Source organism: Amycolatopsis sp. GA6-003 (assembly GCF_046267895.1).
Classification (GTDB): Bacteria; Actinomycetota; Actinomycetes; order Mycobacteriales; family Pseudonocardiaceae; genus Amycolatopsis.
In genome coordinates this window covers 7,691,386-7,714,669 of the sequence record NZ_CP176499.1, presented here as the reverse complement: position 1 = coordinate 7,714,669, position 23,284 = coordinate 7,691,386, and the positions used below count along the sequence as shown (strand labels likewise).

Annotated in this window: 18 protein-coding genes; 4 read left to right on the top strand and 14 right to left on the bottom strand. The window is 65.7% G+C overall.

The features are described from left to right. Window positions 1–176 precede the first annotated feature (176 nt). Together F9C12_RS34865 and F9C12_RS34860 are read left to right on the top strand one after the other, a co-directional pair. Window positions 177–1,790, top strand: a complete 1,614-nt coding sequence (locus F9C12_RS34865) for a DUF2079 domain-containing protein (protein ID WP_409463265.1) — start codon at window positions 177–179, stop codon at window positions 1,788–1,790. Between the two features lie 372 nt (window positions 1,791–2,162). After that, window positions 2,163–3,623 carry a GH25 family lysozyme gene (locus tag F9C12_RS34860; protein WP_409463264.1) on the top strand — a complete coding sequence of 487 codons (1,461 nt, stop codon included), beginning with the start codon at window positions 2,163–2,165 and terminating at the stop codon, window positions 3,621–3,623. A 683-nt stretch (window positions 3,624–4,306) separates the two neighbouring features. Here the strand turns inward: F9C12_RS34860 and F9C12_RS34855 are convergent. From F9C12_RS34855 to F9C12_RS34840, 4 genes are all read right to left on the bottom strand, one after another. Then, window positions 4,307–4,585 carry a hypothetical protein gene (locus F9C12_RS34855; protein WP_409463263.1) on the bottom strand — a complete coding sequence of 93 codons (279 nt, stop codon included), beginning with the start codon at window positions 4,583–4,585 and terminating at the stop codon, window positions 4,307–4,309. A 37-nt stretch (window positions 4,586–4,622) separates the two neighbouring features. Further along, window positions 4,623–10,775: a PA14 domain-containing protein gene (locus tag F9C12_RS34850; protein WP_409467124.1), complete on the bottom strand. Its 6,153-nt coding sequence runs from the start codon at window positions 10,773–10,775 to the stop codon at window positions 4,623–4,625. Between the two features lie 707 nt (window positions 10,776–11,482). Continuing rightward, on the bottom strand, window positions 11,483–12,679 hold the full coding sequence (locus tag F9C12_RS34845) for a tyrosine-type recombinase/integrase (RefSeq protein WP_409463262.1): 1,197 nt from the start codon (window positions 12,677–12,679) through the stop codon (window positions 11,483–11,485). A 159-nt stretch (window positions 12,680–12,838) separates the two neighbouring features. After that, window positions 12,839–13,093, bottom strand: a complete 255-nt coding sequence (locus F9C12_RS34840) for a helix-turn-helix domain-containing protein (RefSeq protein WP_409463261.1) — start codon at window positions 13,091–13,093, stop codon at window positions 12,839–12,841. A 461-nt stretch (window positions 13,094–13,554) separates the two neighbouring features. On the opposite strand from F9C12_RS34840, the gene F9C12_RS34835 reads away from it, so the two are divergent. Then, window positions 13,555–14,088, top strand: a complete 534-nt coding sequence (locus F9C12_RS34835) for an SAVMC3_10250 family protein (protein WP_409467123.1) — start codon at window positions 13,555–13,557, stop codon at window positions 14,086–14,088. Window positions 14,089–14,412: 324 nt separating this feature from the next. Here F9C12_RS34835 and F9C12_RS34830 read toward each other — a convergent pair whose 3' ends face one another. From F9C12_RS34830 to F9C12_RS34785, 10 genes are all read right to left on the bottom strand, one after another. After that, window positions 14,413–14,991, bottom strand: coding sequence for a hypothetical protein (locus F9C12_RS34830; protein ID WP_409463260.1), 579 nt, complete (start codon window positions 14,989–14,991; stop codon window positions 14,413–14,415). A gap of 60 nt (window positions 14,992–15,051) precedes the next feature. Further along, window positions 15,052–15,681: a hypothetical protein gene (locus tag F9C12_RS34825; protein ID WP_409463259.1), complete on the bottom strand. Its 630-nt coding sequence runs from the start codon at window positions 15,679–15,681 to the stop codon at window positions 15,052–15,054. Window positions 15,682–15,851: 170 nt separating this feature from the next. Beyond that, the gene (locus F9C12_RS34820; RefSeq protein WP_409463258.1) at window positions 15,852–17,024 is read right to left on the bottom strand and encodes a tyrosine-type recombinase/integrase; all 1,173 of its coding nucleotides are present in this window, start codon (window positions 17,022–17,024) and stop codon (window positions 15,852–15,854) included. Then, window positions 17,024–17,221: a helix-turn-helix transcriptional regulator gene (locus F9C12_RS34815; protein ID WP_409463257.1), complete on the bottom strand. Its 198-nt coding sequence runs from the start codon at window positions 17,219–17,221 to the stop codon at window positions 17,024–17,026. The genes F9C12_RS34820 and F9C12_RS34815 overlap by 1 nt, the downstream gene beginning before the upstream one ends. A gap of 18 nt (window positions 17,222–17,239) precedes the next feature. Further along, complete coding sequence (locus F9C12_RS34810) at window positions 17,240–18,832, bottom strand: replication initiator (RefSeq protein WP_409463256.1); 1,593 nt, start codon at window positions 18,830–18,832, stop codon at window positions 17,240–17,242. After that, window positions 18,832–19,218 (bottom strand): hypothetical protein, encoded by a 387-nt coding sequence (locus F9C12_RS34805; protein WP_409463255.1) that lies wholly within the window; start codon window positions 19,216–19,218, stop codon window positions 18,832–18,834. The genes F9C12_RS34810 and F9C12_RS34805 overlap by 1 nt, the downstream gene beginning before the upstream one ends. Continuing rightward, window positions 19,215–20,777, bottom strand: coding sequence for an FtsK/SpoIIIE domain-containing protein (locus tag F9C12_RS34800; RefSeq protein WP_409463254.1), 1,563 nt, complete (start codon window positions 20,775–20,777; stop codon window positions 19,215–19,217). Before F9C12_RS34800 ends, F9C12_RS34805 begins: the two co-directional genes overlap by 4 nt. Before the next feature lie 321 nt (window positions 20,778–21,098). Next, window positions 21,099–22,007 carry a helix-turn-helix domain-containing protein gene (locus F9C12_RS34795; RefSeq protein ID WP_409463253.1) on the bottom strand — a complete coding sequence of 303 codons (909 nt, stop codon included), beginning with the start codon at window positions 22,005–22,007 and terminating at the stop codon, window positions 21,099–21,101. A gap of 53 nt (window positions 22,008–22,060) precedes the next feature. Continuing rightward, the gene (locus tag F9C12_RS34790; RefSeq protein ID WP_409463252.1) at window positions 22,061–22,519 is read right to left on the bottom strand and encodes a hypothetical protein; all 459 of its coding nucleotides are present in this window, start codon (window positions 22,517–22,519) and stop codon (window positions 22,061–22,063) included. A 36-nt stretch (window positions 22,520–22,555) separates the two neighbouring features. Next, complete coding sequence (locus F9C12_RS34785; protein ID WP_240690748.1) at window positions 22,556–22,828, bottom strand: hypothetical protein; 273 nt, start codon at window positions 22,826–22,828, stop codon at window positions 22,556–22,558. Between the two features lie 156 nt (window positions 22,829–22,984). Between F9C12_RS34785 and F9C12_RS34780 the strand changes: the two genes are divergently transcribed. Next, window positions 22,985–23,284 (top strand): MafI family immunity protein, encoded by a 300-nt coding sequence (locus F9C12_RS34780; protein ID WP_409463251.1) that lies wholly within the window; start codon window positions 22,985–22,987, stop codon window positions 23,282–23,284.

Genomic DNA, 23,284 nt, shown 5'->3' with positions numbered 1-23,284 from the left:
GTCATCGCTTCATCCGTATCCTGTCGTTACATCCCGGGCAGAGAGCAACAACACTCTTGTCCAAACCTCCCTGGACGCGGTAGAAGCAGCAGGTCACGCCGCAAAACTCCGCCGCATACGGCGGACATCTCCGGCAAGCCGCCGACCGGGTGACAATCACTTCTCCAGGAGAGACCTTGACCGCGCTCGCTTCCCCCGCCGCCGCGCTGCCCGCTGTCCGAAGACTCCGCGCCGGGGTCGTCGCGCTGGCCGCGTTCGCCGCCGTCCCCGCCGCGCTGGCGTTGTGGACCGCCCTGCGCGCCCCCCGCGCGCACGTCCTGCTCGACTACTGGCACGTCCTGGCGAAAATCACCGACGACCGCGGGCACCTCGTGCTGGACCAAGTGTTCACCTACCACCTCGACCAGCCCTTCGTCATCCCCTCGCTGCTGTTCTACGCCGACGCCGCATGGTTCGGCGGCGACAACCGCGTCCTCACCGTCCTCACCGTCGCCCTCGTCGCCGGGATCCTCGCCTGCCTGTACTCGATGCTGCCGAGTTCTCTTTCCCCGCAACGGAAAGCAGCTCTGGCCGCCGGGATGTCGTGGCTGCTGTTCACCTCGCACCTGGCCGAGATCTGGCTGCAAGGCACCAACGGCATCAGCTGGATCCCCGCAGTCTTCTTCACCGTCCTCGCCGCCTCCCAAGCCCACCGCGGTCACCTGTGGACCGCCGCGGCAGCCGCGCTGCTCGCCAGCCTCAGCTTCGGCGCCGGACTCCCCGCGTTCTTCGTCGTCGCCGCGATCTTCCTGCTCCGCCACGAAAGCCGCGCCAAAACCATCGCCATGGCCGCCGCCGGAGCCATCGTCCTGGCAGGCTGGCTGCTCACCAAACCCAGCGGCGCCCAATCGCTGGCCACCACCGCGCTCGACCCCGACGGCCGCCTCTCCGTCGCCGCAGCCGCGCTCGGCAGCCTCTGGTCCGGCGACCACGCCGTCACCGCCGTCCTCGCCGGAGCCCTCACCGTCGCGCTCCTCACCGCCTGCACTGTGACTGTGAAACACGACCCGCGCGCCGCCGGGTGGATCGGCATCGCCGGATACTCCGCCGCTCTCGCCGTGCTCGTCGCCCTCGGCCGCACCAGCAGCCTCGCCCCCGGCGGGAACATTGGCCTGATCAGCCGCTACGCCATCGTCAGCACCCTCGCGCTCACCGCACTCCTGGTCCTGGCGACACTGGTCCGTCCACAGTGGTCTCTCACCGCCGTCGTCGTCGGGATCTGCGCGATCTCCCTGACCACCCACGCCATCGGCGGCGCCAAGGCCGGCCTCACCCGCCGCGGCTACGCCCCGCTCGCCCTCGCCCCCATCGCCCTGCGCACCGAAGCCACCAGCGTCCTCGACCAACTCCACATCCAACCCCACGTCATCCCCGCCGCGAAAGCCCTCGGCACCTACCCCTTCAACCCCCGCTTCACCCTCGGCTGCCACGGCCCCGAACTCGGCACCACCATCAACCCCGCCACCGCCACCGACCTCCCCGCCGCCCGCGGGGTCATCACCTCCCGGAAGCCCGTCGGCGGTGCGCTCATCACCGGATGGACCGACCTGCACCCCGACTGCGTCCTCGTCACCGACTCCGCCAGCATCGTCACCGGCGGAGGCATCACCGGCCTGCCCTCCCCCGCCCCCGGCATCCCCGACGGCAACGCCTGGCAAGCCGCCGCGCGCCCCGGTTCCGGACCGGTCACCGTCTACGCGGTACTCGGCGGCCGCTTCTACCGTCTGCACGAATCCGCCGCTCCCCAGTGACCGCCGCTGAGGCTCCTGGACCGCCGCAGACCGAGCCGACGAAGCGAAAGATGACCGCTTGTCGGTTTTCCCCGTGGCGCGGGTGATTTCCGGGTTCTCTCCGGTAACGCTTCCGGGATTCCGGCGATAGCGGTGTGAACGAAATACCGGGTGGAGGTTGCGGTGGGATGGATTCGTGGTGCGGTGAGCGCAGGTGCGGTCGCTGTCTTGCTCACCTGTGCACTGGCCGGGACACCAGCCGCGGCGTCCGGCAACTCGACGGCTCCGAGCCCCAGCACCGCGAGCGCACCGGCGCATCCGGGCTCTGACTACCTGGGGTCCACGATCGGCAGGGAGGCTGCCGCAACGCCGAAAGCAACCCCGCGCACTGCCATGGCCGCGGGCGTGACGACGCCGGGCATGGACGTGTCCCACTACCAGGGCACAGTGGACTGGGGCACGGCGGCGGCCAAGGGCGCGAAGTTCGCGTACATGAAAGCCACCGAGAGCACCACCTACACCGACCCGCAGTTCGCCGCCAACTACGCCGGCTCCGCGAACGCCGGGATCCTGCGCGGCGCCTACCACTTCGGCCTGCCTGACACCTCGACCGGCGCGGCGCAGGCGCAGTTCTTCCTCAGCCATGGCGGCGGCTGGGTCGCCGACGGCAAAACCCTCCCGCCCGTGCTGGACATCGAGTACAACCCCTACAGCACCGCGGACTGGGCAGGCTGGTGCTACCACATGACCCCAGCCCAGATCTCCGCCTGGATCACCGACTTCACCACCACCGTCCACGACCGCACCAACCGGTGGCCGGGCATCTACACCACCAACGGCTGGTGGAACCACTGCACCGGCAACAACCCGAGCTTCGCCCACGATCCACTGTGGATCGCCAGCACCATCACCATGCCCGCCAGCTGGACCGACTACACCTTCGCCCAGACCGCGACCTCCGGCACCTTCCCCGGCGACCAAGACGTCTTCAACGGCAGCCTCACCGACCTGCAGACGCTCGCCTCCGGCACCGAACCGGACAAGATCACCGAGCACTACAACGCCCTCGGCGGCCCCGCCTCCTACCTCGGCACGCCGACCGGCAACCGATACCCGGCCGCCGGCGGCTGGGCGCAGAACTACCAGTACGGCGTCATCGGCTACAACCCGCCGACCGGCGCCTACGCAGTCCACGGCGCGATCGCCCAGCACTACCAGGAACTCGGCGGCCCCACCGGATTCCTCGGCCTGCCCACCACCGACGAAACCCTCACCCCCGACAACAGCGGAAGCTACAACCACTTCACCAACACGGCCTCGATCTACTGGACCTCGACCACCGGCGCACGATCGCTCCACGGAGCCATCCGGGACAAATGGGCCGCACTGGGCTGGGAACGCGGACTGGGCTACCCCACCACCGACGAAACCGTCACACCCGACGGAACCGGCCGCTACAACCACTTCACCAACACGGCTTCGGTCTACTGGACCGCCGCCACCGGCGCACAGTCCATCCGCGGACCAATCCGGCAGAAATGGGCCGACCTCGGCTGGGAACGCGGGCTCGGCTACCCCGCCACCGACCAGTCCGCCACGCCCGACGGAGTCGGTCTCTACAACCACTTCAACGGCGCGCAAGGCGCCTCCATCTACTGGACCCCCGCCACCGGCGCACAATCCATCCACGGAGCCATCCGGCAGAAATGGGCCGACCTCGGCTGGGAGAAGGGCCGACTCGGCTACCCCACCAGCGACGAGTACGCCGTCACCGGCGGCCGCCGCAACAACTTCCAACACGGAACCATCACCTGGTACAGCGCCAACGGAACCACCCAAGTCGCCTACAACTGAAATCCGGTGCAGCACAGCAGCCACGCCTGCGAAGCCCATCCGTCAAGCCGTTTCCGCCTACCACAACCACGAACGACTGCACTCCACACTCGGCGACCACGCACCGCAGGAAAAGAAAACTCGCACCAACCTACAGTCCACGTGATTACCCACGCAGCATGAACCCTGCGACCGATCCCCGGGGAAACCTCACCTCAGATGTTCTGCCTACCAGTGTCAGGTGGGGTCGAGCTGCGAGTTTGATGCGAACGTAGTCGCTGCGTCTGCCGGACTATCAATCGGGCGACACCGCACGGCATTTGTTTTCGCAGAGAAAGGGAGTGTCGTCGAGTAGCGACCTGGACTCCGATATCGGTATGAGGAGGAATGCTCGACACGAGGCGTGGGTAGCGGATGATCGGCGCGCTAGTAGCGCGAACGACGTGCGAGGCGAGCCAGCCCGGTAGGGACCGTGACGCGGCCGGTGCCCTCGCGCCGGGAGTCGGGCTGGTCTGCGGACTGTGAGTGTGCCCTTTCACCCCGGCTTCGCAGTGGCCGCAATCGCACCGGCGGCGAAGGCCTTCACTCAAAATCGTCCGAGCCTTTGCCTTCCCGGTAGCAACGTTTCGGGATGGTGCACCGACCGCAGCAGCCGACCCCTGCCATTTCGTGAAATCCAGCCGCGACGGTCTTCCGGGAGGTCGCTACCGCGGCTCTGTCCGCCGCTTTCTGCGCCGGACGTGTGCCAGGACTGCCGCGCTCGTCACACTGGCGACGAGCGCGGCCACGAGGCCCCACGGGTAGACGTGCGGCGCATCGGCTGTGGAGTCTGCCGCCTGAACAATCAGTTCAGCGATGGGGCGAAACATCGATACTACGACGATGAACACCACGCACCCGATCCACCCGGGGGTACGCACCAGCTTGTACATCCACCCGCCCGGCAGAACGGGGTTCTTTCCGCTGCCCTCACGCATGGTCACGCTTCTCTCTCTTGCCACTAAGACCCGCTTGCTCGATTCATCTGTCAAAGAAGAACCCAAAGAATCCGCCGAGCCCTCCGCCTAGGGCACCGCCGAACCCGCCTCCGCTCGCACCGCCGGCGACGCATCCTAACGGACCACCGACAAGTCCAGCGATACATCCGCCGACTCCGCCTATGAATGCGCCGATCGCCGCACCGATTCCAGCATCTCGACCGACGTGGTCCCAGTTGACGGACCGGGGCGTGCATCCTGGACCGTACTGAGTCCACCCGTTGCAGCCGCCGCCCCCTGCGGCTCCACCGCCACCTCCGCGGAAATGGCTGCTGTGGCGCACGACGACGAAATGCGCGCGGGCTCGGCTCGCGTGCCGGTGGTAGCTCCGGTGAGACGCTGCTCGACGGTAGGTCCGGCGATGGGACCGGTGGTAGGTCCGGCGGTGGTAGCGCCGATGTGCCCTCGTGCCGTCGAGGTCGGTGGCGTTGACAGGGTCGCCGGAGGTGTAGTCGTAATCGTTGGCGCTGCCGCCTTCCACCGGATCCATTTGAAGGAATCGTCCGAGGAGCGGGCTGTAGACCCGGGCTCCCATCTGAACGAGGGCAAGAGCGCCAGCGTGTTCGTAGGAGCGTTCGTGTTGTCCCAGCCAGCCGTAGTCCATCTTTCCAGGCGAGTTGTCTGGGACGTTCTGCGGGTCGGCTGCGCCAGCGGGCGTGAGCGGCTCGCCGAACGGATCGTAGGTCCGCAAGTCGCCTTGCTGCACGCCTGCGTTGGTCGCGGTGAAGACAAGGTCTCCCCGAACTGACGGATAGTCCCAGGCAGGTGTGGCATTCTGCGTGGTCTGCAGTACTCCACCCGGCAGCGGGACAGTGACCGAGTTGAGCCGTTTGTTCCCGTCGTAGGTGACAGTTGAGGAGTCGCCGCTTCCGGTGTAGCCGTACAGGACGGTGCCGACGGTGTCGCCGGTGCGGGCGTCGCGGCGGGCGATGCGATCGGTAGCGTCTCGGGTGTAGGAGATGTCGGCATTCTTGGCTGGATCTGTGCCGCTGGTACTGGTGGCGAGAATGTTGCGGTCGGCGGTGTCGAAGCCGAGCCTGGTGGTGGTGTCGCCGCTGGTGTAAGAGGTCGTGTTGCCGTGGGAGTCGTAGTCGACAGCGGTGACTGCGGTCGCGCCTTGAACAGCGAGAAGGCGGTCGGCTGCGTCGTAGCAGTAGTTGGTGACGGCGGTGCCGCCGCTGGTTTGGTCCAGGAGCCGCATGCGGTTGGTGTTGAGCCCTGCGTTGGCTTGGGTTCCCGTCGGGCAGCTGCTGGCCGCGGCGGATGTGAAGTCGTAGGTGTAGTGGTGGCCGGTCACGTACGCCTCTGCGAGGCGGCCGGCCGCGTCGTAGGAGTAGTTGTTGCCGGCCGGGTTGGGGTCGGTGCCTCCGAGCGATTCGTCGATGATGGTGCCTGCCCGGGTGCGGCTGACGGTCGAGTTGATCTGGTGATGGTCGCTGGTGTTCCAGGCGAGGTTAGTCGTTTCGCCTGCGGCGTTTTTGCCGATCGCGCTCAGCGTGGTGCCGTTGGCGTAGGCGACGCTGGCGAGTTCGCCAGCGTTGTCGTAGCTGCTGGTCGCGAGCGTTTGGTTGTCCTTCTTCACGGTGAGCGGCCTGCTGGCGTCGTCGTAGGCGTAGCTGAAGGTCGTGGTGCCGTCGACTGCGTAGGCGAATGCGACTGTCTTGGTGACGGTTCTTCCTGCCTGGTCGTAGGCGGTGGTGGTTTTGGTGCCGTGGGTGTCGGTGTAGGCGACTACCCGGCCGAGAAGGTCGACGGTGGTCGTGATTGTGCCGGTGGTGTCGGTGACCGAGGTGGTCAAGGGATCGCCGTTGACGGCGTAGTTGGTGGTCACGGTGCGTGCCCCGGTCGAGGCGTTGTTCGGGTAGGTGACCTGGGTGACGCGGTCTCGTGCGTCATAGGTCGTGCATGTCCAGTCGCCTGAGGTTGCTTTGGCGACTATCCGGCCGGACGGGTCGTAAACCTGTTCGTCGGTGCGGGCGGTTCCTGTCGCGGGTGCGGTGGTAGTGGTCAGTTTCGGCAGGCCGCCTTGGTTGACGGCGGGGCTGCCGGTGGCGCACGGGTTGGCTCGGGTTTCAGTGTCTCCGTAGTAGGAGTAGTTGTTCTGGGCGCCGGTGGGCTTTGTTTTGCTGGTCCGTCGCAGGTATCCGGTGCCGACCGTTTCGTAGCCGTTGTGGCTGGTCAGGTTCAGGCCGGCCGGATCTGCGGATTGACCGGTCGCGAGTCCGTATGTCGTGTCGAGGCCTGGGCCGCCGAAGCTGGTGGCGGTGGCCTTGTCTGGAACCCCGTTCGATTCGCTGTCGAGGGTCGACGTGGCCAGGCCATAACGGGGGCGCAGCTGGGTCCCGGGTACGACTTGTTGGGTGCCGCCAGGCGGGATCCAGTCGAGTTCGAGCTGGGCTGCGAGCGTCGCTTCGTAGTATTCGAGACGGATGCGGTGGATTTCTCCGGGCGCGTTCGAGTGAACTGTGGCGGAGGTCCAGGTGGCGGCTTGGACGTGCCAATCGTCGATGACGAGCTGATCGTCGATCCAAAGCCGCACCCCGTCGTCGGTGAGCGTCTTCAGGACGTAGTCGCCGGCTGCGGGGAACATGATCTCGCCGGTGGCGCGCAGCGAGAAGTGGTCTGAGGGAATCCCTGCTGTGGGTGCGGCGTCGTTCCATGAGTGGTTGATCGAGCCGTCGGCATTGCCGGTGCCGGTGGTGTAGGAAGCGGGGGCGCCGGTCAGGGTTTCGTTGCTCCACCATTGGGTGGCCAGTCCGGTCAGGTTCTGGTCGTAGGTGGTGTGGCTGTGCGGCAGTGTGTTCGCGCAGGCCGAGGTGGGCTGTTGCCCGGTGAAGCAGGATGTCGGCGCGGGCCCGTACCCGTCGACTTTTCGGTCGGCGTAGTCGTAGACGGTCGTGGACTCTCGTCCTGCCGTATCCGTCGACGTCAGCAGCTGGTCTTTGACGCTCCAGGTTTGAGAGGAGACTTTGCCGGTGGCGTCCGTCGTGGAGAGCAGTCGGTCGGCATCGTCGTAGGTCACCTTCGAGAAGTACCCGGTCGCCGGATTCAATCCCGCGACGTCGACGAAAGTCTGCCGGTTGGGCGGGTCATAGCGGTAGGCGCGTGCTGGCTTGGCCGCACCTGGCGCAGGTGCCGGGGCGGTCACACCGGTGGCCTGGACGCGCCCGTTCTGTCCTGCATACGAAGCTGTCGTGTAGGCGTCGATCGTGTTGCGGTTGGAGGGATCTGCGGCGATCCAGTCCATGGCCTGCGGGCTGAGCACTCCCGTGACTCGCCCACCGCTGTCGTAAAGATAGGCGGTGACGGCAGAGCCGGGTTCCTCGACTTCCGACAGCCGTCCCTGCCCGTACCACAAGCGGGTCTCGGTGCCGTCCCAGTACGTGATGCGGCAGAGCATCTGAGAGGGGGCCACGGGGTCCGCTCCGGGAGGAGGTTGCGTGCCGCCGTAGCAGTCGTCCCCGGCCCGGTTGTAATGCAGGACGTGGGAACGCCCCGACACCGGATCTTTGATCTGAGAGAGGCGCAGCGGAGAACCGCTGTAAACGTTTTGCAACGCCGCGGGTTTGCGCGAATCGACCGTAGCGGACTGAGTGGCCAAGCTGCCGTCGGCGTTGAAGACAAACACGTCAGCGCCGTCCGTCAATGTGACCCGGCCGGTCGTGTCCAGCCCGAGAACGCCGTCCTCGCCTGGTGGGGGCGTGTAGCCGCCAGCGGACTTCTTCACCCAGGTGTGCTTGGCTCCGGTCGCATCGGTCAGCACCACCGCTTGATCGATGACTTGTGCCTTCGCGTAACTGCCGCCTGAGCCGTCCAGATCCGCGGACAGCGTCCAGCCCTGAGGCAGCGCCGGAACGTCGCTCGTGTACAGCCACGATGAGGGCACGATTTGGCTCGGCACCGTGCTGCCGTCGGACGTCCGCACGAACAGCTTCATGTGCGCCTGTGAGGTTTTCTCGTAGAGTTCGACCTTGATCGGCACCCGTTGCCCGGCAGTCAGCGCGACGCCGGCCGACTGCGTCCAGTTGACGTCGCTGAGTGAATCGGCGGTGTAGACTTGGTTCCCGTTGATCCAGATGGTGGCACCGTCGTCGTGCATGCCGGCGAACTGGTAGGTGCCGTTGGCCGGTGCCTGGAAATAGCCTTCCCACCGCACTACGAACCAGTCAGTTCCCAATGCGGGTGGGAACGGCGATGCGGTGCCCCAGTCGACGTTCACCTGAGGCTCGGTGCGCACCAGTACCGGCTGCTGTGCGGGATTGATCAGTCCGTTGTGCGACAGGTCGTCGAAGTACGATGCCCGCAAGCCGGTCGGGTCTTGTTGCTGGGAGTTGTAGGTCAGCGTCACCCCGGCGTTGCCGCCGACCGTGGTGAACGACGGCGATGCGTGCGCAGTCGTGAGATTTCCGTTCGCGAGGTTGACCGACACCGGGCCGAGCGCGTCCTCGGGAGACGGGCCGTGATCGCCGATCCTCAGATCGACCTTGAAGTGCCCGATCCACGACGGAGCAGTTGTCGTGATGCCGGAATAGGCGGAAGCTTGCCAGGTGTAGGTGACGCCGTCCTGCAGCACGCCTGCCGGTACTGTCCACTGCGGCGATTTCAGGCACCCGGAATCCACGACAACCCCGGACTTGGCGTCCGCCCCGGTGGCGACCTTGAAGCAGTAGCTCACCGCATCGCCGTCCGAGTCCGAGGACGGCCCGACTTGCAGCGTCGGGGTCAACGTCGTGATGACACTGTTGTCCGTCGGCGCGACGAGCGGAGCGGCGGACGGCGCGGTCCCGGTGTCGACGGTCAGTGTCGCGCCGAGGTGTTTGTAAGTCCACGTGCCAGGATTTTCCGCACCGACCAGCATAAAGAAACCCGAGCCGTCGCGGGCAGCGACGCGCTGTTGCAGAAATCCGGTCAGTCCGCCGCCTTGCATGCTTCCGACATCGCCTACGAGTCCGCTGGCCATGTAGCCGCCGACCCCGCCGAAGTTGAACCCCGAGGCTTGGTACAGGTCGGTGTTCCATGTTTTCACCGAGCCGGTCAGGTCGGTGTTGCGGTTGAGGTCGAGGCGGGCGTTGACGACGTTCTTGCCGAACAACGAGCTGTAGTTGACGTTGAAAGCGCTTCGCCAGTATGTGTCCGCATTGTTGTCTCGGCTGTTGCCTACCCGCAGTCCGCAGTAGTCGCAGGCATAACCGTCGGATTTGTAGGCGTGTTCCTCTACTTCGCCGAACGTCACCGTCGGGTCGACTCGGACTGGGAATACCCGCTTGGCGTCATGCAGCCACGCCGGGTCCACGCTGACGGTGAGAGCCCAGCCGTTGCCGTCCTGAGCCACACCGTAGGTTCCGCCGGTCGATGCCGGTCCGGTCGTGCTGTTGCCTGCGGAGTCCCACGCTTCGACAGGGGGCAGGTACATGCGTACCGCACCGGCCGCGTCCTTCAGCACGACGGCGCCGGACTTGTCGGCGACGGGAGTGAGACCCTTGGTGCTCAATCGAAACTTCCAAAACGATGCGCCACTGGGCCTGTTCAGGAGAATCGTCTCCTTCACTGAGCCCGCTGTCACCTCGTAGGCCAGGTCGGTGTCGGGGGCCACCGCGGCGAAAGACGCGCGATTGCGGTCTGCCTTTTCGGCGCTCGCCGCGGCTCCGACCATTCCCAAAGATGCAGTCGTATCGCCGGCAGACACAGACAGGAGAGCGGGATCGCCCGCGTTGGCCGCGAAGGACGGGTGCAGCGGGTGCGCCTTCGCCTGCGTGCGGCCAGAGCCGGGAGCCTGCCCGAGGTTCGTGTCGACCGGGAGCCACTTACCCTCGGCGTCCTGCACATTCAGCGGATCCGACGACTGCCGGAGAGTTTGCGTCCCGTCCGGGTTCGCGTACGTATCGGTGAACATCGAGCGCGAGACGAGCCGCGAACGCTGTGGATCGAAGTGTGCCCGCGTACCGCCCGCTGCCGAGGCGAACGGCGCGAAGTCGCCGTCCGGCTTGGCCGGGGCCACGGACTGGGGGACTGGCGATGAACTGGGCAGCAACGGGACCTGACGAGGATCCACCGGATGCGCCCGTTGCGCTGCCGCAGCTTGAGTCGGTGAAGCAAGCGTTTCCAGCGTTGCCACCCCAAGCAGCACTACCAGCATCACGATGCCAGTCCGCAGTAACTGTCTCAGCCGAATGCGCATGCGCCCGCGGCGCAACCGAACGTCCATCGCGAACTTGCCCTCCCCAAACAGCCCACCCGGCCGCACTCAATTATCTTCCAAAGGCTTCACGAAAGTCCTGCTATTGCCAATACGCCATTAGCCTCAATCCGCGCCGTCCGTTAATTCCCAACCGCTTCGATTGTCTCAACAACGGCAAATAGCACCAATGAAGTACATATGATAATTTTGGGCGTTTTGCCTTTTTGGCATCTGTGTCGCTCGCGGATGCAGCGGGTGCGCGGACAGAGCCTTCCGGAGCCCGAGTTGCAGGTCAGCCAGCTCCAGACGGTCCAGTCAGCAAGTGGCCGCCAGCCAAGCAGGAGCAGAGTTTGAGAACCCGGAGGAGCGAGCCGGGCGACATCACACTTTGTGTCGTGCTGGCGCAGCCAATACCACCCAGCGTTCAGCGCCCATCGCAGATGGTGCCCGCGCAGAAGGACTGCCAGCCTCGTCGAGTCCCCCTGAACGTGGATGATCCAGGGCATCGAAACTGCCTGCCGGAGCTCAGACCGGATATCCAGCCACCCATCTACTGCATTCATCCGTGTTCTACGGGAAGCTTCCGGGACTCATCGGCAGGTGTACAAAAGTACGGCGGGGCGAGCCACGGAACAGCCTGATTCTTGTTCCGGGAATGGAGAATCCTAGGCAGCCGCAGCTCGCCATGTGCAGTCGTCGGACGGCGTCGTGCTCCCGGCGACGGCCTTTTCCCATCGGACCTGGAGGGCTTCGAGGAGTCGGCATTCGACGGCCGCAGCGACGTGGGAGTAGGTCTCTTGGACTTTGTCCTCTAGGACGTGGCCGAGGCGCAGCGCTTGCGCGATTTCGGGGATGCCGTCGTCGATGAGCCAGGTCTTGTGGCTGTGGCGCAGCCCGTGGAACTTCAAAGCCGTCTTGATCGCCCGCAGCCGCATCTTGGGGTTGGCGACGCGGGCGTTGCCGTCGGCGGCGGGCCGGAACGCGCGGCGGGCGAAGTTGCTGCGCCGGTGCAGTTCTCCCTGCGGCGTGACGAACACATGCGGGTGCTCGTGGGTGGTCAGGAACCACCGCAGCAGCGCGACGAGGAACGGCGGGAGCGTGACCTCGCGCACGGACGCGTCGGTCTTGGGCGGGCCCAGGTACATCGGGCCGGAGCCGGGTTCGTGGAGCGCGCCGAAGTCGGGATCGACGATGATTTTCCCGGTCGTGTCGCCGAGAATGAGATTGTGGCGTTGCAGCCCGACGAGTTCTCCCCAGCGCATGCCGGTCCACGCGGCGGTGACGACCAGGACCGCTCCGGCGATCCCGTAGAGGAGCGCGATCTGGTCGGCGATCGCGAGCACGTCCGCGGGTTCGGCCCAGACCTGCTGCCGCCGGGGTTCGGTACGGCGTCGTCGCCCGCGCCGCCGTGCGCGAATGGGGTTGGCGTCGATCAGGGTCTCGTCGACGGCGTCGGACAGCAGCAGGGAGAAGCACTTCATGATGCTGGTGACCGTGCTGCGGGCCAAGCCTTTGATGCGCAACGTTTTCTCCCATGCCCGTGCTTTGGAATTCGTGATCTCGTCCAGCGGGGTGGCACCCCACCGGGGAAGGATGTGGACGCGCAGGAAGCTGCGGTAGTTCTCCTCGGTGCGCTGGTCGACGTCGAGGGAGTCGATCCAGGTCGGCATCGCCCACTCGCCGAGCAGCGTCTGCCCGCTCGTCGGGTCGGTCCACGTGCCGCGGCGGCGGTCGGTGTCCATGTCGGAGATGTAGTTCTTCGCCGCGGTCTCGTCGGGGAAGCCGGGGATGGACCGGACTCCGTCCCCGTCGCGGTAACGGACCCGGAAACTCCCGTCTCCGGTCTGCTCGTACCAGGCCATCGTGAACTCTTTCGCAGTAGTGTGGGGGTAACGACGATCCGCAGAATCTGCGGATGCTCATCAACGCTCCGTTGTGGACAGAGAGCCAGCATCTGCGCGCAGAAACCTCGTGCAGGAAAGAGAAACTTCACAACCTGTCGAGTCCGGGCGCCGTCGGCGTCACCGACGGGCTTTCCGGTGCGTCACCGGAGCGGTGGCGTGCTGAACCACGATCGCGTGGAGGTCTGCTTCCGAGAACCGCAGGTGCTTCCCCAGGAAAGTGCACGGGATCTTGCGTTCCCCGGCTTCGCGACGCAGCCACGACTCGGGGACGGTCAACCTCCGCGCCGATTGCTTCGGCGTGTACACCAACTGGTCCGGCCAGACCTCCTCATCCCGAGCGTCGCCCGCTGCCTCGCCCTCTCGCCAGAGCATCCCCCGCTCGTCGCCAGACCGAACCGAGCAACAAGCACCGGCGGTCTCCGGAGACGGGGGACGCGGACACCGCCGCGACGAGTCCGCAACAGGCACGTCCGTCCGACGGCCGGGACCGCTGTCCGGGGACTGCGCGCGCTGAATCATGAGTAGCCCTCCTCCGCAGGAGCCGCCGGCGGGTGCCCGGCGGTAGATCCGGTCACCGGCTAACTCCGGGGGAAAGGGCGTTTGGAGACACTCGCTTCCGAAAAAGTTCCGAACATTCCGGGCTTCAGGGCAAGCACCGCGACCGCGGTGGGCGAAGCCCGAGGAAGACCTCTCCGCCGTCGCGGCCCTGCTCAGGTGTTTGCCTGCCTTCCACGGCCCGGGCAGAATGAACAGATGCGCGAGCTGATCTACGTCTCGCAGGCGAAGCTTCGGCAGCTGGCCCCCGGTTTCCGAAGCAGTCCCTCTTGCGAGACGTGGAGGCGGAGGTGAACACGCCGTTCGCGGGAATCAAAATCGGCAAGTCCGCTCGCGAGACCGAGCCGGGAGTCCGCGCCGGACAGTGGGTGCAGTTCGAGGCTCCGATGAGCTTCGGGACCGCGCTCGGCGCGGTGGTCTTCCTCGACACTGATCAACCGGACGACTCGTACCCGAGCGGCGGCGGGCTGCGCCTGCTCCTGCACGGCTCGATCCGGCACCTCGTCGGGCACGTCGCGCCAGCCGCAGTGCCACAGGAAGTGGTGAGCGAGCCTTACTCCTGGTGGCCGGGTCTCGTCCGTTCAACGCTCAGACGAGCAGATGACAAAGACAGCGAACTCCAGGACCCTGGCAAAATGTTCGTCACAAAGGTCGCGCGGTTCCTGAACGAGCTGACCGACGAGCTGCAGCCTCACTACACCGCCGGCTGGGTAGCGGGGTACGCACGGGTGACTGCCGTGATCCCCACCGACACGACCACGCTGATGGCCGCGACGCCGCTCTACGTGGAGCACATTTCTCCACCGGCCTGACCGCTCGACCCAACGAAGCATGCACGAGAACTCGATATCTGCGGACTTTTAATCCGTAGGTTCTGGGTTCGAGCCCCAGGCGGCCCACCAAAATCCCAGGTCAGCGGCTATCCGGGCGAGACCGAGCAAGATCAGCTCCCCGGTTTATCCCCGGTTTACGGCCTCGACCGGTTATCCGGCGAGGGATGCCCGCCCACCAGCACCGCATCCCTCGCTGCAGCTACAGCCCGTCACCCTCAGTAATTACTACGTGACCGCCACGGGATTCGCGGCCAAGACCGGCGATGTTGCATTCGCAACCTCGTGCGGCCGCAGTCCGTGCGACTACGCCTTGAACTTACTGATCATGTCGACCAACTTGTCAGCTGGCACCGTGAAGTTGAATCCGTTATCAGAAGCCTTCTCAGCATCCCTCTTGCTTGCAGGCTCCCACGCTCGCCCGAATGTCCTGTCCACGAAGTCCAACTTCGCCTTCTCAACCTTGTCTTCATCCCCCACATCAGACAAGAAAGTTCCAATCGTGCCGAGTTCCAGCTGAACTCTCTTATTCGTACCAGCACGCGACAAAGCATTAGACCCGAACTGAAATGCGACCCCAGCGGCCACCGCAGCGGTCACGGTTAACCCTAACTTAAGTGCTACATATTGCCACGTCGGCGAGAAATTTGAAGAGATAGCAGCGATTGTATTTACCAAATATACAGCCAGCCACAGAAGCGCACCGAAGCCAGCAACGTAGGCGACTACACCCGATACCCACTCACGCGTCGAATAAGACCCGTAGTCTTTCGCCAAAATTGCAGCAGCAGCCTTGCTTGACGTCTTCTCAACAGATGCATGGAGCTGCCTTATATTAAGCAATAGAACTTCAGCATCCGCTTTATTGCTAGAAAGAATGTTCATATACGGCTCAGTTTTCTCGCCAAGCGATTCAGCTTGCTGCTCCAGCCACGATTCAATCGACTATTGGTGTCTCTGCTGCGATGCGAGGAATGTCTCATTGTTGCTTACAAGCGCCGCATTTAACCTGCCCTCGTCCCCTGCGATCCGATCCTCTAGTTGCGCGGTCAAGCTCTTCAGTCCTTCGAGCTTGCCAACTAGATCAGCCCGCGTACTTTCCAGCTCAGAATTGACTGTGCGAATCTGACCAGCTCGTTCTTCCAACTGTCGCTCAAGCTCGGCTATCGCCGAAGCGGCTGACTCGCGATATTCCCTGAAAGCTTGATGCGCCAGCGTGGCGGCTCCACCCCTGACAATCGAGACCGGCCAGGAAGCAAGTGCGTTTAAAGCGTTGTCAACATGCGTTGCTGCATTATCCAGGTGCCCCGGATTTCTAGAACTTGAGAAATTCCTCAACTCCATCATCATCTGAGACGTGTAGCTCTGAAGGTTGGACATTGCCGCAATTGAATACGGTGCAGGATCCGAGACACCCTGGTGAGCTAATGCGGCAGTCGTCAGGTATCGAATTTGATCAACTACCGGATGCGTCCCTGCCTGCTGGAGCACCGCATCGTCCCGCTCAATAACGTCACGAACCTCACCAAGGACTGCCCACACAGCATGGTTATCGAATTGTTGTTGAGTTGCCACTCATCCTCCTTGGCTAGCTGGCGGAGAGTGGTTAAGTCCGTGCATCGACCGATGCGTTCGTTGAACTTGCCGCCTCGTCGCTCCCAGTTCAGTACTACTGCTTCTAGGTCGCTCGTGCGCCCGAATCAGTTACATCGGGGTACACGTAGCTTTTCCAGCAGATTCCATGCCTAGGCATCGTGCACTTCGTTATCCAGCAGCCCTTCCAGTGCCAACGCCGTGACCGGGTCGACGGCCTTCCGCTCCAGGTAGTTGTCCTGCGTCATCGACACCCGGGAGTGGCCGAGATGGTCCGCGATCAGCCTGGTCGGGATGCCCGCGTCGTCCAGCGCGGTCGCCGTCGTCTTCCGGAAGTTGTGCGACGTCAGCCAGATGAACTCATCGCCACCGCGGATCTCCCGGATGACCCGCAGGACGTTGTTCGGGTCCCGCAGTCCGCCGACCGTGCTGGCGAACACCGGGCTTGCCAGCGGCCGACCGTCCTTCCGCGCCTCAGCCCACCGCCGCTTCAACAGCGCCAACGCCCAGGACGGCAGCGGAAGCGCACGCAGGCTGGACTCCGTCTTCGGCCGAGGCTTCCGGAGAAGCCCTTCGCCCTTGACCCGGACGACCGTGTGCGTGACGTCGACCGTTCCAGCTACGAAGTCGATGTCTTCCCAGTAGGTGGCCAGCGCCTCACCGACCCGGACGCCCGCCGCCATCATGAAGCGCGACAGGTCCGGCAGGTCCCAGCGCCGTGCCTTCTCGTTGGCCTCGACCCGGGCCAGCCACTTCGTGCGCTCTTCCGCGTCCAGGGCGCGCGGCTTCTTCTTGCTCTTCGGGATGCGCCGGGTGTCCCGCGTCGGATTGCTGTCGACCGCGTCGTATCGGGCAGCGAGGCCGAGCATCCCCGACAGCGCAGTCCTCGCGGTCTTCGCCGTCGAAGGCCCGACCGTCGTCTGGAGGGTGCCGAGGAACCGATCCAGGCGCATCACCGTCGCCTCGCGCACCCGCAACTCCCCCACACCCGGCGTCACGTGACGCGTCAGGATGGACTCGTACGTGGTGGCCGTCGTCGGCGACTTGGTGCCCTCTCTGACGTCCTTGCGGATCTGTTCCATCCACACGTCAGCGAGATCCTTCAACTTGGTCTCCCGGGTGATCTCGCCCGTGGTCGACCCGGTCCAGTCGCGGAATGTGTCCCGAAGCCGTTGCGCTGCTTTGCCTTTCGTCTTCCCCGACCGCTCGACCTCGCGCGTCTTGCCGTCGAAGTCACGGAACAGAGCACGAGCGCGATAGCCGGTCGGAATTGCCGAATAACGGATCTCGCCGTACGTCCCGATCTCCAGCTGCGGGCGAGGCATCACGCCACCTCGTCCGACAGCTGGTCGACCCACGAACTGACGTCCTCCGGCCGGTAACGGATGTACTTGCCGACCCTCCGACCGGCAGGGCCGTAACCCTTGGTGCGCCACTGGTACAGCGTCGAGACCGGGACGCCGAGGAACTCCGAGACATCCTCAACCGTCCACAAGCGACTGAATCCCACGTAGTTGTCCATCAGTTTCCCCCTTCCCGATCAAGCCGCGAGCTGAGTTGCCGAAGTTTCCGGCGGGCTGGCGGCGAGTAGCGCTCGGTCGTATTCGGCCTTCCAGGCGATGCGTTCGGCGATCGCGTGCATCACCAGGTGCGGTCTCGGCGGCACGTGCGGGTCTGCGGCGTCGACCTTGCGCCAGACGAGCCGCGCCGGATCGGGTTGCGATTTCTCGATCCCGACAGCGGCCAACGCGTCCAGGACGAACGCCTTACGGTCGGCCTTGTGGTCCACCAGCGTCTTGCCCGACCACTTCCGCGACACCAGCACCCGACGACCGGGCAGGCCGAGGGTGGTCCGCCGATGTGCCCGGCCTTTGCAGTGGCCCGGGGTGGTCTTTCCGTTGGCTCCCTTGGGCTGAATCCCGTAGAGCAGCCACACCGCGCACCGGGGCGAACAAGGTGTGATGGCCAGTTCGGCGTGGAGCCGGTCGTGGTGGTCGGCCAGCGCCGGGGTGTCGGCCTCGACCACTTCGCCGGTGGACTTGGTCAGGTACTTGGTCAGGTAGCCGATGTGGCGGCCGGCGTCTTCGGTGCCGCCGAGGATTCCCTTGGAGTGGACCTGGCGGCCGAAGGTCACCACGTGCGCGGGTTCCTCGACCTGGTCCAACGCGTCGTCCCAGGTGAGCAGCGGTTGGCGGGTGTCGGGGTCGACAAATCCCCGCTCCGGCCCGTCCCAGCTCGGGAGCCGGTCGGTGTAGACGATCTGGTCGTGATTGGGCCACCAGACCTGGTGGTAGGTGGCTTCGGTGACCTGCCGGATGACCTCGTGCGGAATCGTTCCCCGGATGGCTGTGTGCAGGTGCGGGGCGGTCCGCTTCTGCGGCTCGACCGTGGCGAAGTACTGCACGTCCCACCCGACGACCCGGCGCAGGTTCTGCCACCACCGGTCCACCAGCGCGGAGAAGTGCACCGCGTCCCGCGCCGCCCGCCGGTAGTCGTAGGCAGCGGGGTTGACCGGGGAGCCGTCACCGCGGACCGGGCCGTAGGTGTCGCAGGTCAGCGTGACGAACATCGACGGCCGGAACCGCCCCGCATACTCCCTGCCCACGGTGGTCTTGGCGACCTTCCGCCGAGGGAGGTTCGGCGCGTCCTGCCGCCGCCTGGTCGACCGCTTCACCGGCTTCTTCGTCGGCGGGTCGACCGACGGGAGACGGCCCCGGACGCCGAGTTGCCGAAGTTCTTCGTCCACGCCACGGATCTCGTCCCGCAACTCTTCCGCTTCGGCTGGATCGGTGTCGGCGACCTCGCGGTAGGAAGCGACGAGATCAGCCCGGTAGGCCAACAGTTCCGTCTGGTCCTCGGTCGGCTCGGCGGGCGTGAGGTCGGGTTCTTCGGTCATGTGCCAGCCTTCGCGGCACTGGACTTGCCGCAGCGCCTTGGCTTTCCGCGCGCACGGCAGGCACACCGATTCCACTGTGGACCCGCACGGCACCGGCACGTATCGAATCGCGCCGGTGTCCTGGTCGCCGACTTCCATCGTGAACGGCCGCACGCACACGCCATGTTTCTCCGCCGTCGCTTTGATGACGTCGTCGGCCAGCGGCGCGCGCATCCGTTCGGCTCGTGTCTCGCCCATCAGGCCGCCGCCTCCCCTCGCGACGCCCATCCGCGCAGCATCTGCACCGGCATCGGCTGCTTGTCTCCGGCCGGGAGATCCGGGAACACGCTCGGGGCGAACACCACCGCTCCGTAGACGCGCACCGGGATTCCGCACGGCGTCCGGCCGACGATCCCGATGTGCACCCAGCCGCCCGCAGCGATCCGCCACAACGTCGCGGTGACGTCATCGAGGGTGTTCGCCCACGTCAGCAGCGCCCGCGCGACCTCGGCCAGGCCGTCGACGTCCAGCTGCACCGTAATCGGCCTCGACCACGCGGAGACGTCCAGTGAGGCGACCGGCGGAAGCTCATGCAGGTCGAGGCGGTCTCGGATGGTGTCGAGGAAGATCATGAGCCGGTTCACGCCGCCCTCCTTTCCTCGGCCTGCGCGGGGTCGAGGTGGTGGGTGCCGCCGTTGGTGACGTACTGCTCCAGCGCCTTCACGGTGTCGTCGGAGACCCAGCCCGCACGGACCCGCAGGGGTTCGCGGATGCCTTCGCCCCACACGTAGCCCGTGCCGGGCATGGTCTCGGGAATCCGGTTGGCCCACGCCCCTCGCTCGTACGCGCCGTCGCCGAGCACCATCCCGACATGCGTCTTGGAGGTGACGCGCAGGCACACGCGGCGGGTGAACAGCTCCCGCACCGGCACCGTGTCCTTGGTCGGCTCCTGCACGTAGCCGCGGACCGACACCCCCAACGCCCGCCCCTGCGTGTTGAGCACCGCGACGTGTTCCACGATCGCCTCACGGGACTTGCGGTCGGTGTAGCGGGTCAACGCGCCGATCTCGTCGAACTCCAGCAACTCCAACGGAAACTCTTGCGACAACGGCACATCCCGGGTGTTCCCCGCGAACTCCCGCTTGCGGCGTTCCAGCTCGTCCCGCAGGCCTTCCAAGAGTTCGAGGGTGTCCTTGCCGGACACGGCGTAGCGGGCGAAGATCCCGCGCCCGTAGGCCAGTTCCATCCCCTTCGGGTCCACCCCCGACACCCGCACCAGCCCGGAACGGATCGCCGACGCGGCCGACACCAGCGGACACCACATCACCGAGTTCTTCCCCGCACCGCTGGCACCCGCGACGAGGATGTGCGCGCCTGCCCCGGTCAACGGGAGCCGCCACGGCGTCCCGTACTCCGTCGTCCCCGCATACACCGCGCGCAGGTTCACCCCGGCCGGTTCCAGCCCAGGCAGCGGCCGGCATTGCACCGGGGTGGCGAGCAGGTCACGGCGCATGAAGTCCAGCGACACCACATCCGGCGCGATCTCGCGCACCTGCACCCGCGACACCTTCCGCGCCGTCGCCAACGCCCGCGCCGCCTCGTCGAAATCCTCCGGCTTCTGCTCCGGCACCAGCCGCACCCGGACCTCGTCCCACGAGGCCCCCGACCGCACCCGCACCAGCGCGGGCACCGCGACACCGGACGTCTGCCGCGCCTTGGTGATGGTTTGCCGTTTCCGCCGCCGCGACACCAGGTTGACCGTCACGTCCACCGGAATGGCTTCGTCGCGGACGGTCAGGCCGCAGGCGTGCAGCCAATCCGGCAGCTTCCGCCCGTAGACCGCCCAGCGCAGCCACCACGCTCGCAGCCAGCGTCCGCACCACCGGTCGAACCCCACCACGTCGAGCTGGTGCCAGACCACCGCGATCAGCGCCAGCGTGACGAGCACGACCGTCAGCGACAGCCAGCCCCACCACCGCAACCACGCCACGATCACGATCAACGCGAGACACGAGCGCCAGCGGGTCACGATCTGCCGCACCAGCCAGCCGACCGCCCGCGCCACCGTCCAGAACGCGAAACCCAGGAACGCCACCGCCGCAAGTGTTTCCACAACGGACGCCAACGCGCGACCCAGCTTCGCCAGCACCCACAACACCACCGCGACACCCGCGCCGACAGCGATCACCACCGCCGCGTTCATCGGCGCTCACCACCCTCAGCCGCGGTGAGGTCAAGCGGCAGCATCCCTTGACATGCCGCGCACTTCGTCTCGCCCCGAACGAGGCGAGTGAACTTTTTGCATGCGGCGCAACGCATCCGGGTGACCCCCGTTGACGCACGCCGTCCAGAACCGGTTATGTTCGTCATTGTTCACTTCCCAGTGGACAGCGCAGAACCGGTGAAGGTTGGCAGCCAGAGGCCGGTTCTGCGTTTATACGGAACAATTCCAAGCGCAAATGAGCGCGTTGAACACAGCACACGACGCCGTGCGCTTTTTTCAGTACTCGCTGAGGTTTTGCGGCTAGTCTTCGGGTTCCTCGCCGGTCAGGAGCCGGTTCAGCCCGGCGTCAGTCGCCCGCCGCTGCGCCTTCACCTCTTTCAGGAGCTGGTCGACCACGACCGACAGCCGCGCCTGCGATTCCGCCGGGGACAACGCGGTCGCCGAAAGCCGCTCGATCGTCACCGTGTACGAGGCCGCTTCATTGCCGACCAGGAACACGCCCATGGCGCGATGCGGGCAGTACACGACCTCCGAGGTGTCCTTCAGCGCATACCGGCTGAACGCCTCCTCCGTCACCGCCTGACTCGGAGCCAGCCGAATCGTCATCGTCCGCGACAACCCGATCAAGTCCTTGAGGAACCTGGTCTGCCGCAGCATCACCTCCGCGTCGCCGAAATGGTTCCGCAGCGCCTCCGACGCGATGAACATCTGCGCCTTCACCGCGCCCGCGCCGAACAAGATCCGGTTGCGGTCCATGCGGCTCTCCACGACCTGGTCCAGCTTCTCCTTGTCCCGCAAATCCGGGCCGAAGACGAGCCGCGCGTAGTCCGGGACCTGCAACAGATCCGGGATCAGCAGCGGAGCCCACACCGTCACCGACCTCGCGACCCGCTCGTGCGCGGTCAACATCGTGTAGTGCGCCGGGTCCGCCTGCGACCCCACCGAGGACCAGCTCGGGCCCGTCACGCCGTGAGCCAGCAGCATGATCCAGGCTTTTCGCTCCCCGGTCACGCCGAGCGCGCCGAGCACGTTCGACACCTCCTCCGGGGTCGGGACCCGCTGCCCGAGTTCCCAGTTCGACAACAACGCCGGGTTCACCCCGATCCGCCGCGCCAGCTCCCGCAGTCCGAACCGGGCCTCGATCCGGGCATCCCGCAACGCCGCACCCAGGCCACGTGCTCGCGGGCTCGCCATCTCTGTGCCACGCATCAACCACACCTCCGGCCCGGGATCGTGCCTGTCTGCAAACCGAGAACACCCATCTACGCCGCCTTGCCCTCACCGGACGCAGGCGACGCACCGGTCGACCGCGACGACGACTTGCCCGCAGCAGCTTTGAACCCCGTCGCCCGGAAGACGTACGTCTGATACTTGAACTCGCCCTGCCCGCCGACACGCGGCTCAGCCGTAAGCCCGTCCAGCTCCACCGGACGCATCCCCGGCAACGCCTCCGCCGTCGTCGGCACCGGCTGCACATCCGCCAAGAACGTCACCTCGAACGACGCCCGCTTCGCCTTCGTCTCACCCGGATCCGTCACCGCAGCCCGCCACTGCCGCTTCCCGGTCACCTCGTCAATGCGCTGACGCACCGGACGACCCGCAGCACGATTCTCACGAGACTGAAACTCGTTGTCCGGAATCACCTCCCCCACCATCACAAGCCCCTGAGGGAACGCCTCGTCGAAGTCGATCGCAAACCGGTGTCCTTTTTCGATAGCCATGCTGAATTCCCTTTGCTGCTCTAGTTTTTTGTGCGCTCAGTCGCGCTCTTCCGGCCACTGGTCGCCGAGAGGAGAGGAGTAGGTGCGGGTACGGTTCTGCGTCTCGCACCACTCGCCGAACTCGCCAGCGGCCACAGCGAGGCTCCGCGCAAACCGCGCGGTGTCCATCAGGCCGCCGATCCGAGCCGGTACCTGGATCACGATCGCGGTCTCATCGCCCCCGGCCACCAGCTGGCGAACCCCAGGGGAAGGCGACACGACGGCAGCGCCGTATCCGACGAGGGGCTGAATCACCACGTGAATGCCCATGTGCTCTCCCGATGTCTCGGCTACCGCACGCCCGATCTGGCGCGCTGAGATCAGGAGACACCCGGGTAAGGCAGATCACCCGGACAAACTGTCCGGGTAGGTTCGCGCAGGTCAAAAGAGAGTGCTCGGCACAGCCGGAGCAAGCAGAATGACCCCGTGACCGAAGACCGCTCGACCCTCTACGCCAGCTGGAACCGCACTCACCGCCACCTGGCTGCGGCACGGGCCGACATCAACGACCAGCCGGACGTGGACCTCTCCATCGCAGACGACTTCATCGAGCACAACGAACTCGGCTTGGCGTTCGAGTGCCTGGTCGAGATCGGCGACGAGGTGAACGCGCGTTTGGCGTTCTGGCGCGCGCTGGACGAGGCAGCGCGTGGAATGGGGATGTATGAGGAGCCGCGATCAGGTTCGGCCAGGTTGTGTCTAGAACGGTTGGCCGCAGCGAAGTGA

Excerpts from the sequence above, each read along its gene's own strand:
- F9C12_RS34860 (WP_409463264.1), top strand. The coding sequence starts at position 2,163 with ATGGCCGCGGGCGTGACGACGCCGGGCATGGACGTGTCCCACTACCAG.
- F9C12_RS34850 (WP_409467124.1), bottom strand. The coding sequence starts at position 10,775 with ATGCTGGTAGTGCTGCTTGGGGTGGCAACGCTGGAAACGCTTGCTTCA.
- F9C12_RS34845 (WP_409463262.1), bottom strand. The coding sequence starts at position 12,679 with ATGGCCTGGTACGAGCAGACCGGAGACGGGAGTTTCCGGGTCCGTTAC.
- F9C12_RS34840 (WP_409463261.1), bottom strand. The coding sequence starts at position 13,093 with ATGCTCTGGCGAGAGGGCGAGGCAGCGGGCGACGCTCGGGATGAGGAG.
- F9C12_RS34830 (WP_409463260.1), bottom strand. The coding sequence starts at position 14,991 with ATGAACATTCTTTCTAGCAATAAAGCGGATGCTGAAGTTCTATTGCTT.
- F9C12_RS34820 (WP_409463258.1), bottom strand. The coding sequence starts at position 17,024 with ATGCCTCGCCCGCAGCTGGAGATCGGGACGTACGGCGAGATCCGTTAT.
- F9C12_RS34815 (WP_409463257.1), bottom strand. The coding sequence starts at position 17,221 with ATGGACAACTACGTGGGATTCAGTCGCTTGTGGACGGTTGAGGATGTC.
- F9C12_RS34810 (WP_409463256.1), bottom strand. The coding sequence starts at position 18,832 with ATGGGCGAGACACGAGCCGAACGGATGCGCGCGCCGCTGGCCGACGAC.
- F9C12_RS34800 (WP_409463254.1), bottom strand. The coding sequence starts at position 20,777 with ATGAACGCGGCGGTGGTGATCGCTGTCGGCGCGGGTGTCGCGGTGGTG.
- F9C12_RS34795 (WP_409463253.1), bottom strand. The coding sequence starts at position 22,007 with ATGCGTGGCACAGAGATGGCGAGCCCGCGAGCACGTGGCCTGGGTGCG.
- F9C12_RS34790 (WP_409463252.1), bottom strand. The coding sequence starts at position 22,519 with ATGGCTATCGAAAAAGGACACCGGTTTGCGATCGACTTCGACGAGGCG.
- F9C12_RS34785 (WP_240690748.1), bottom strand. The coding sequence starts at position 22,828 with ATGGGCATTCACGTGGTGATTCAGCCCCTCGTCGGATACGGCGCTGCC.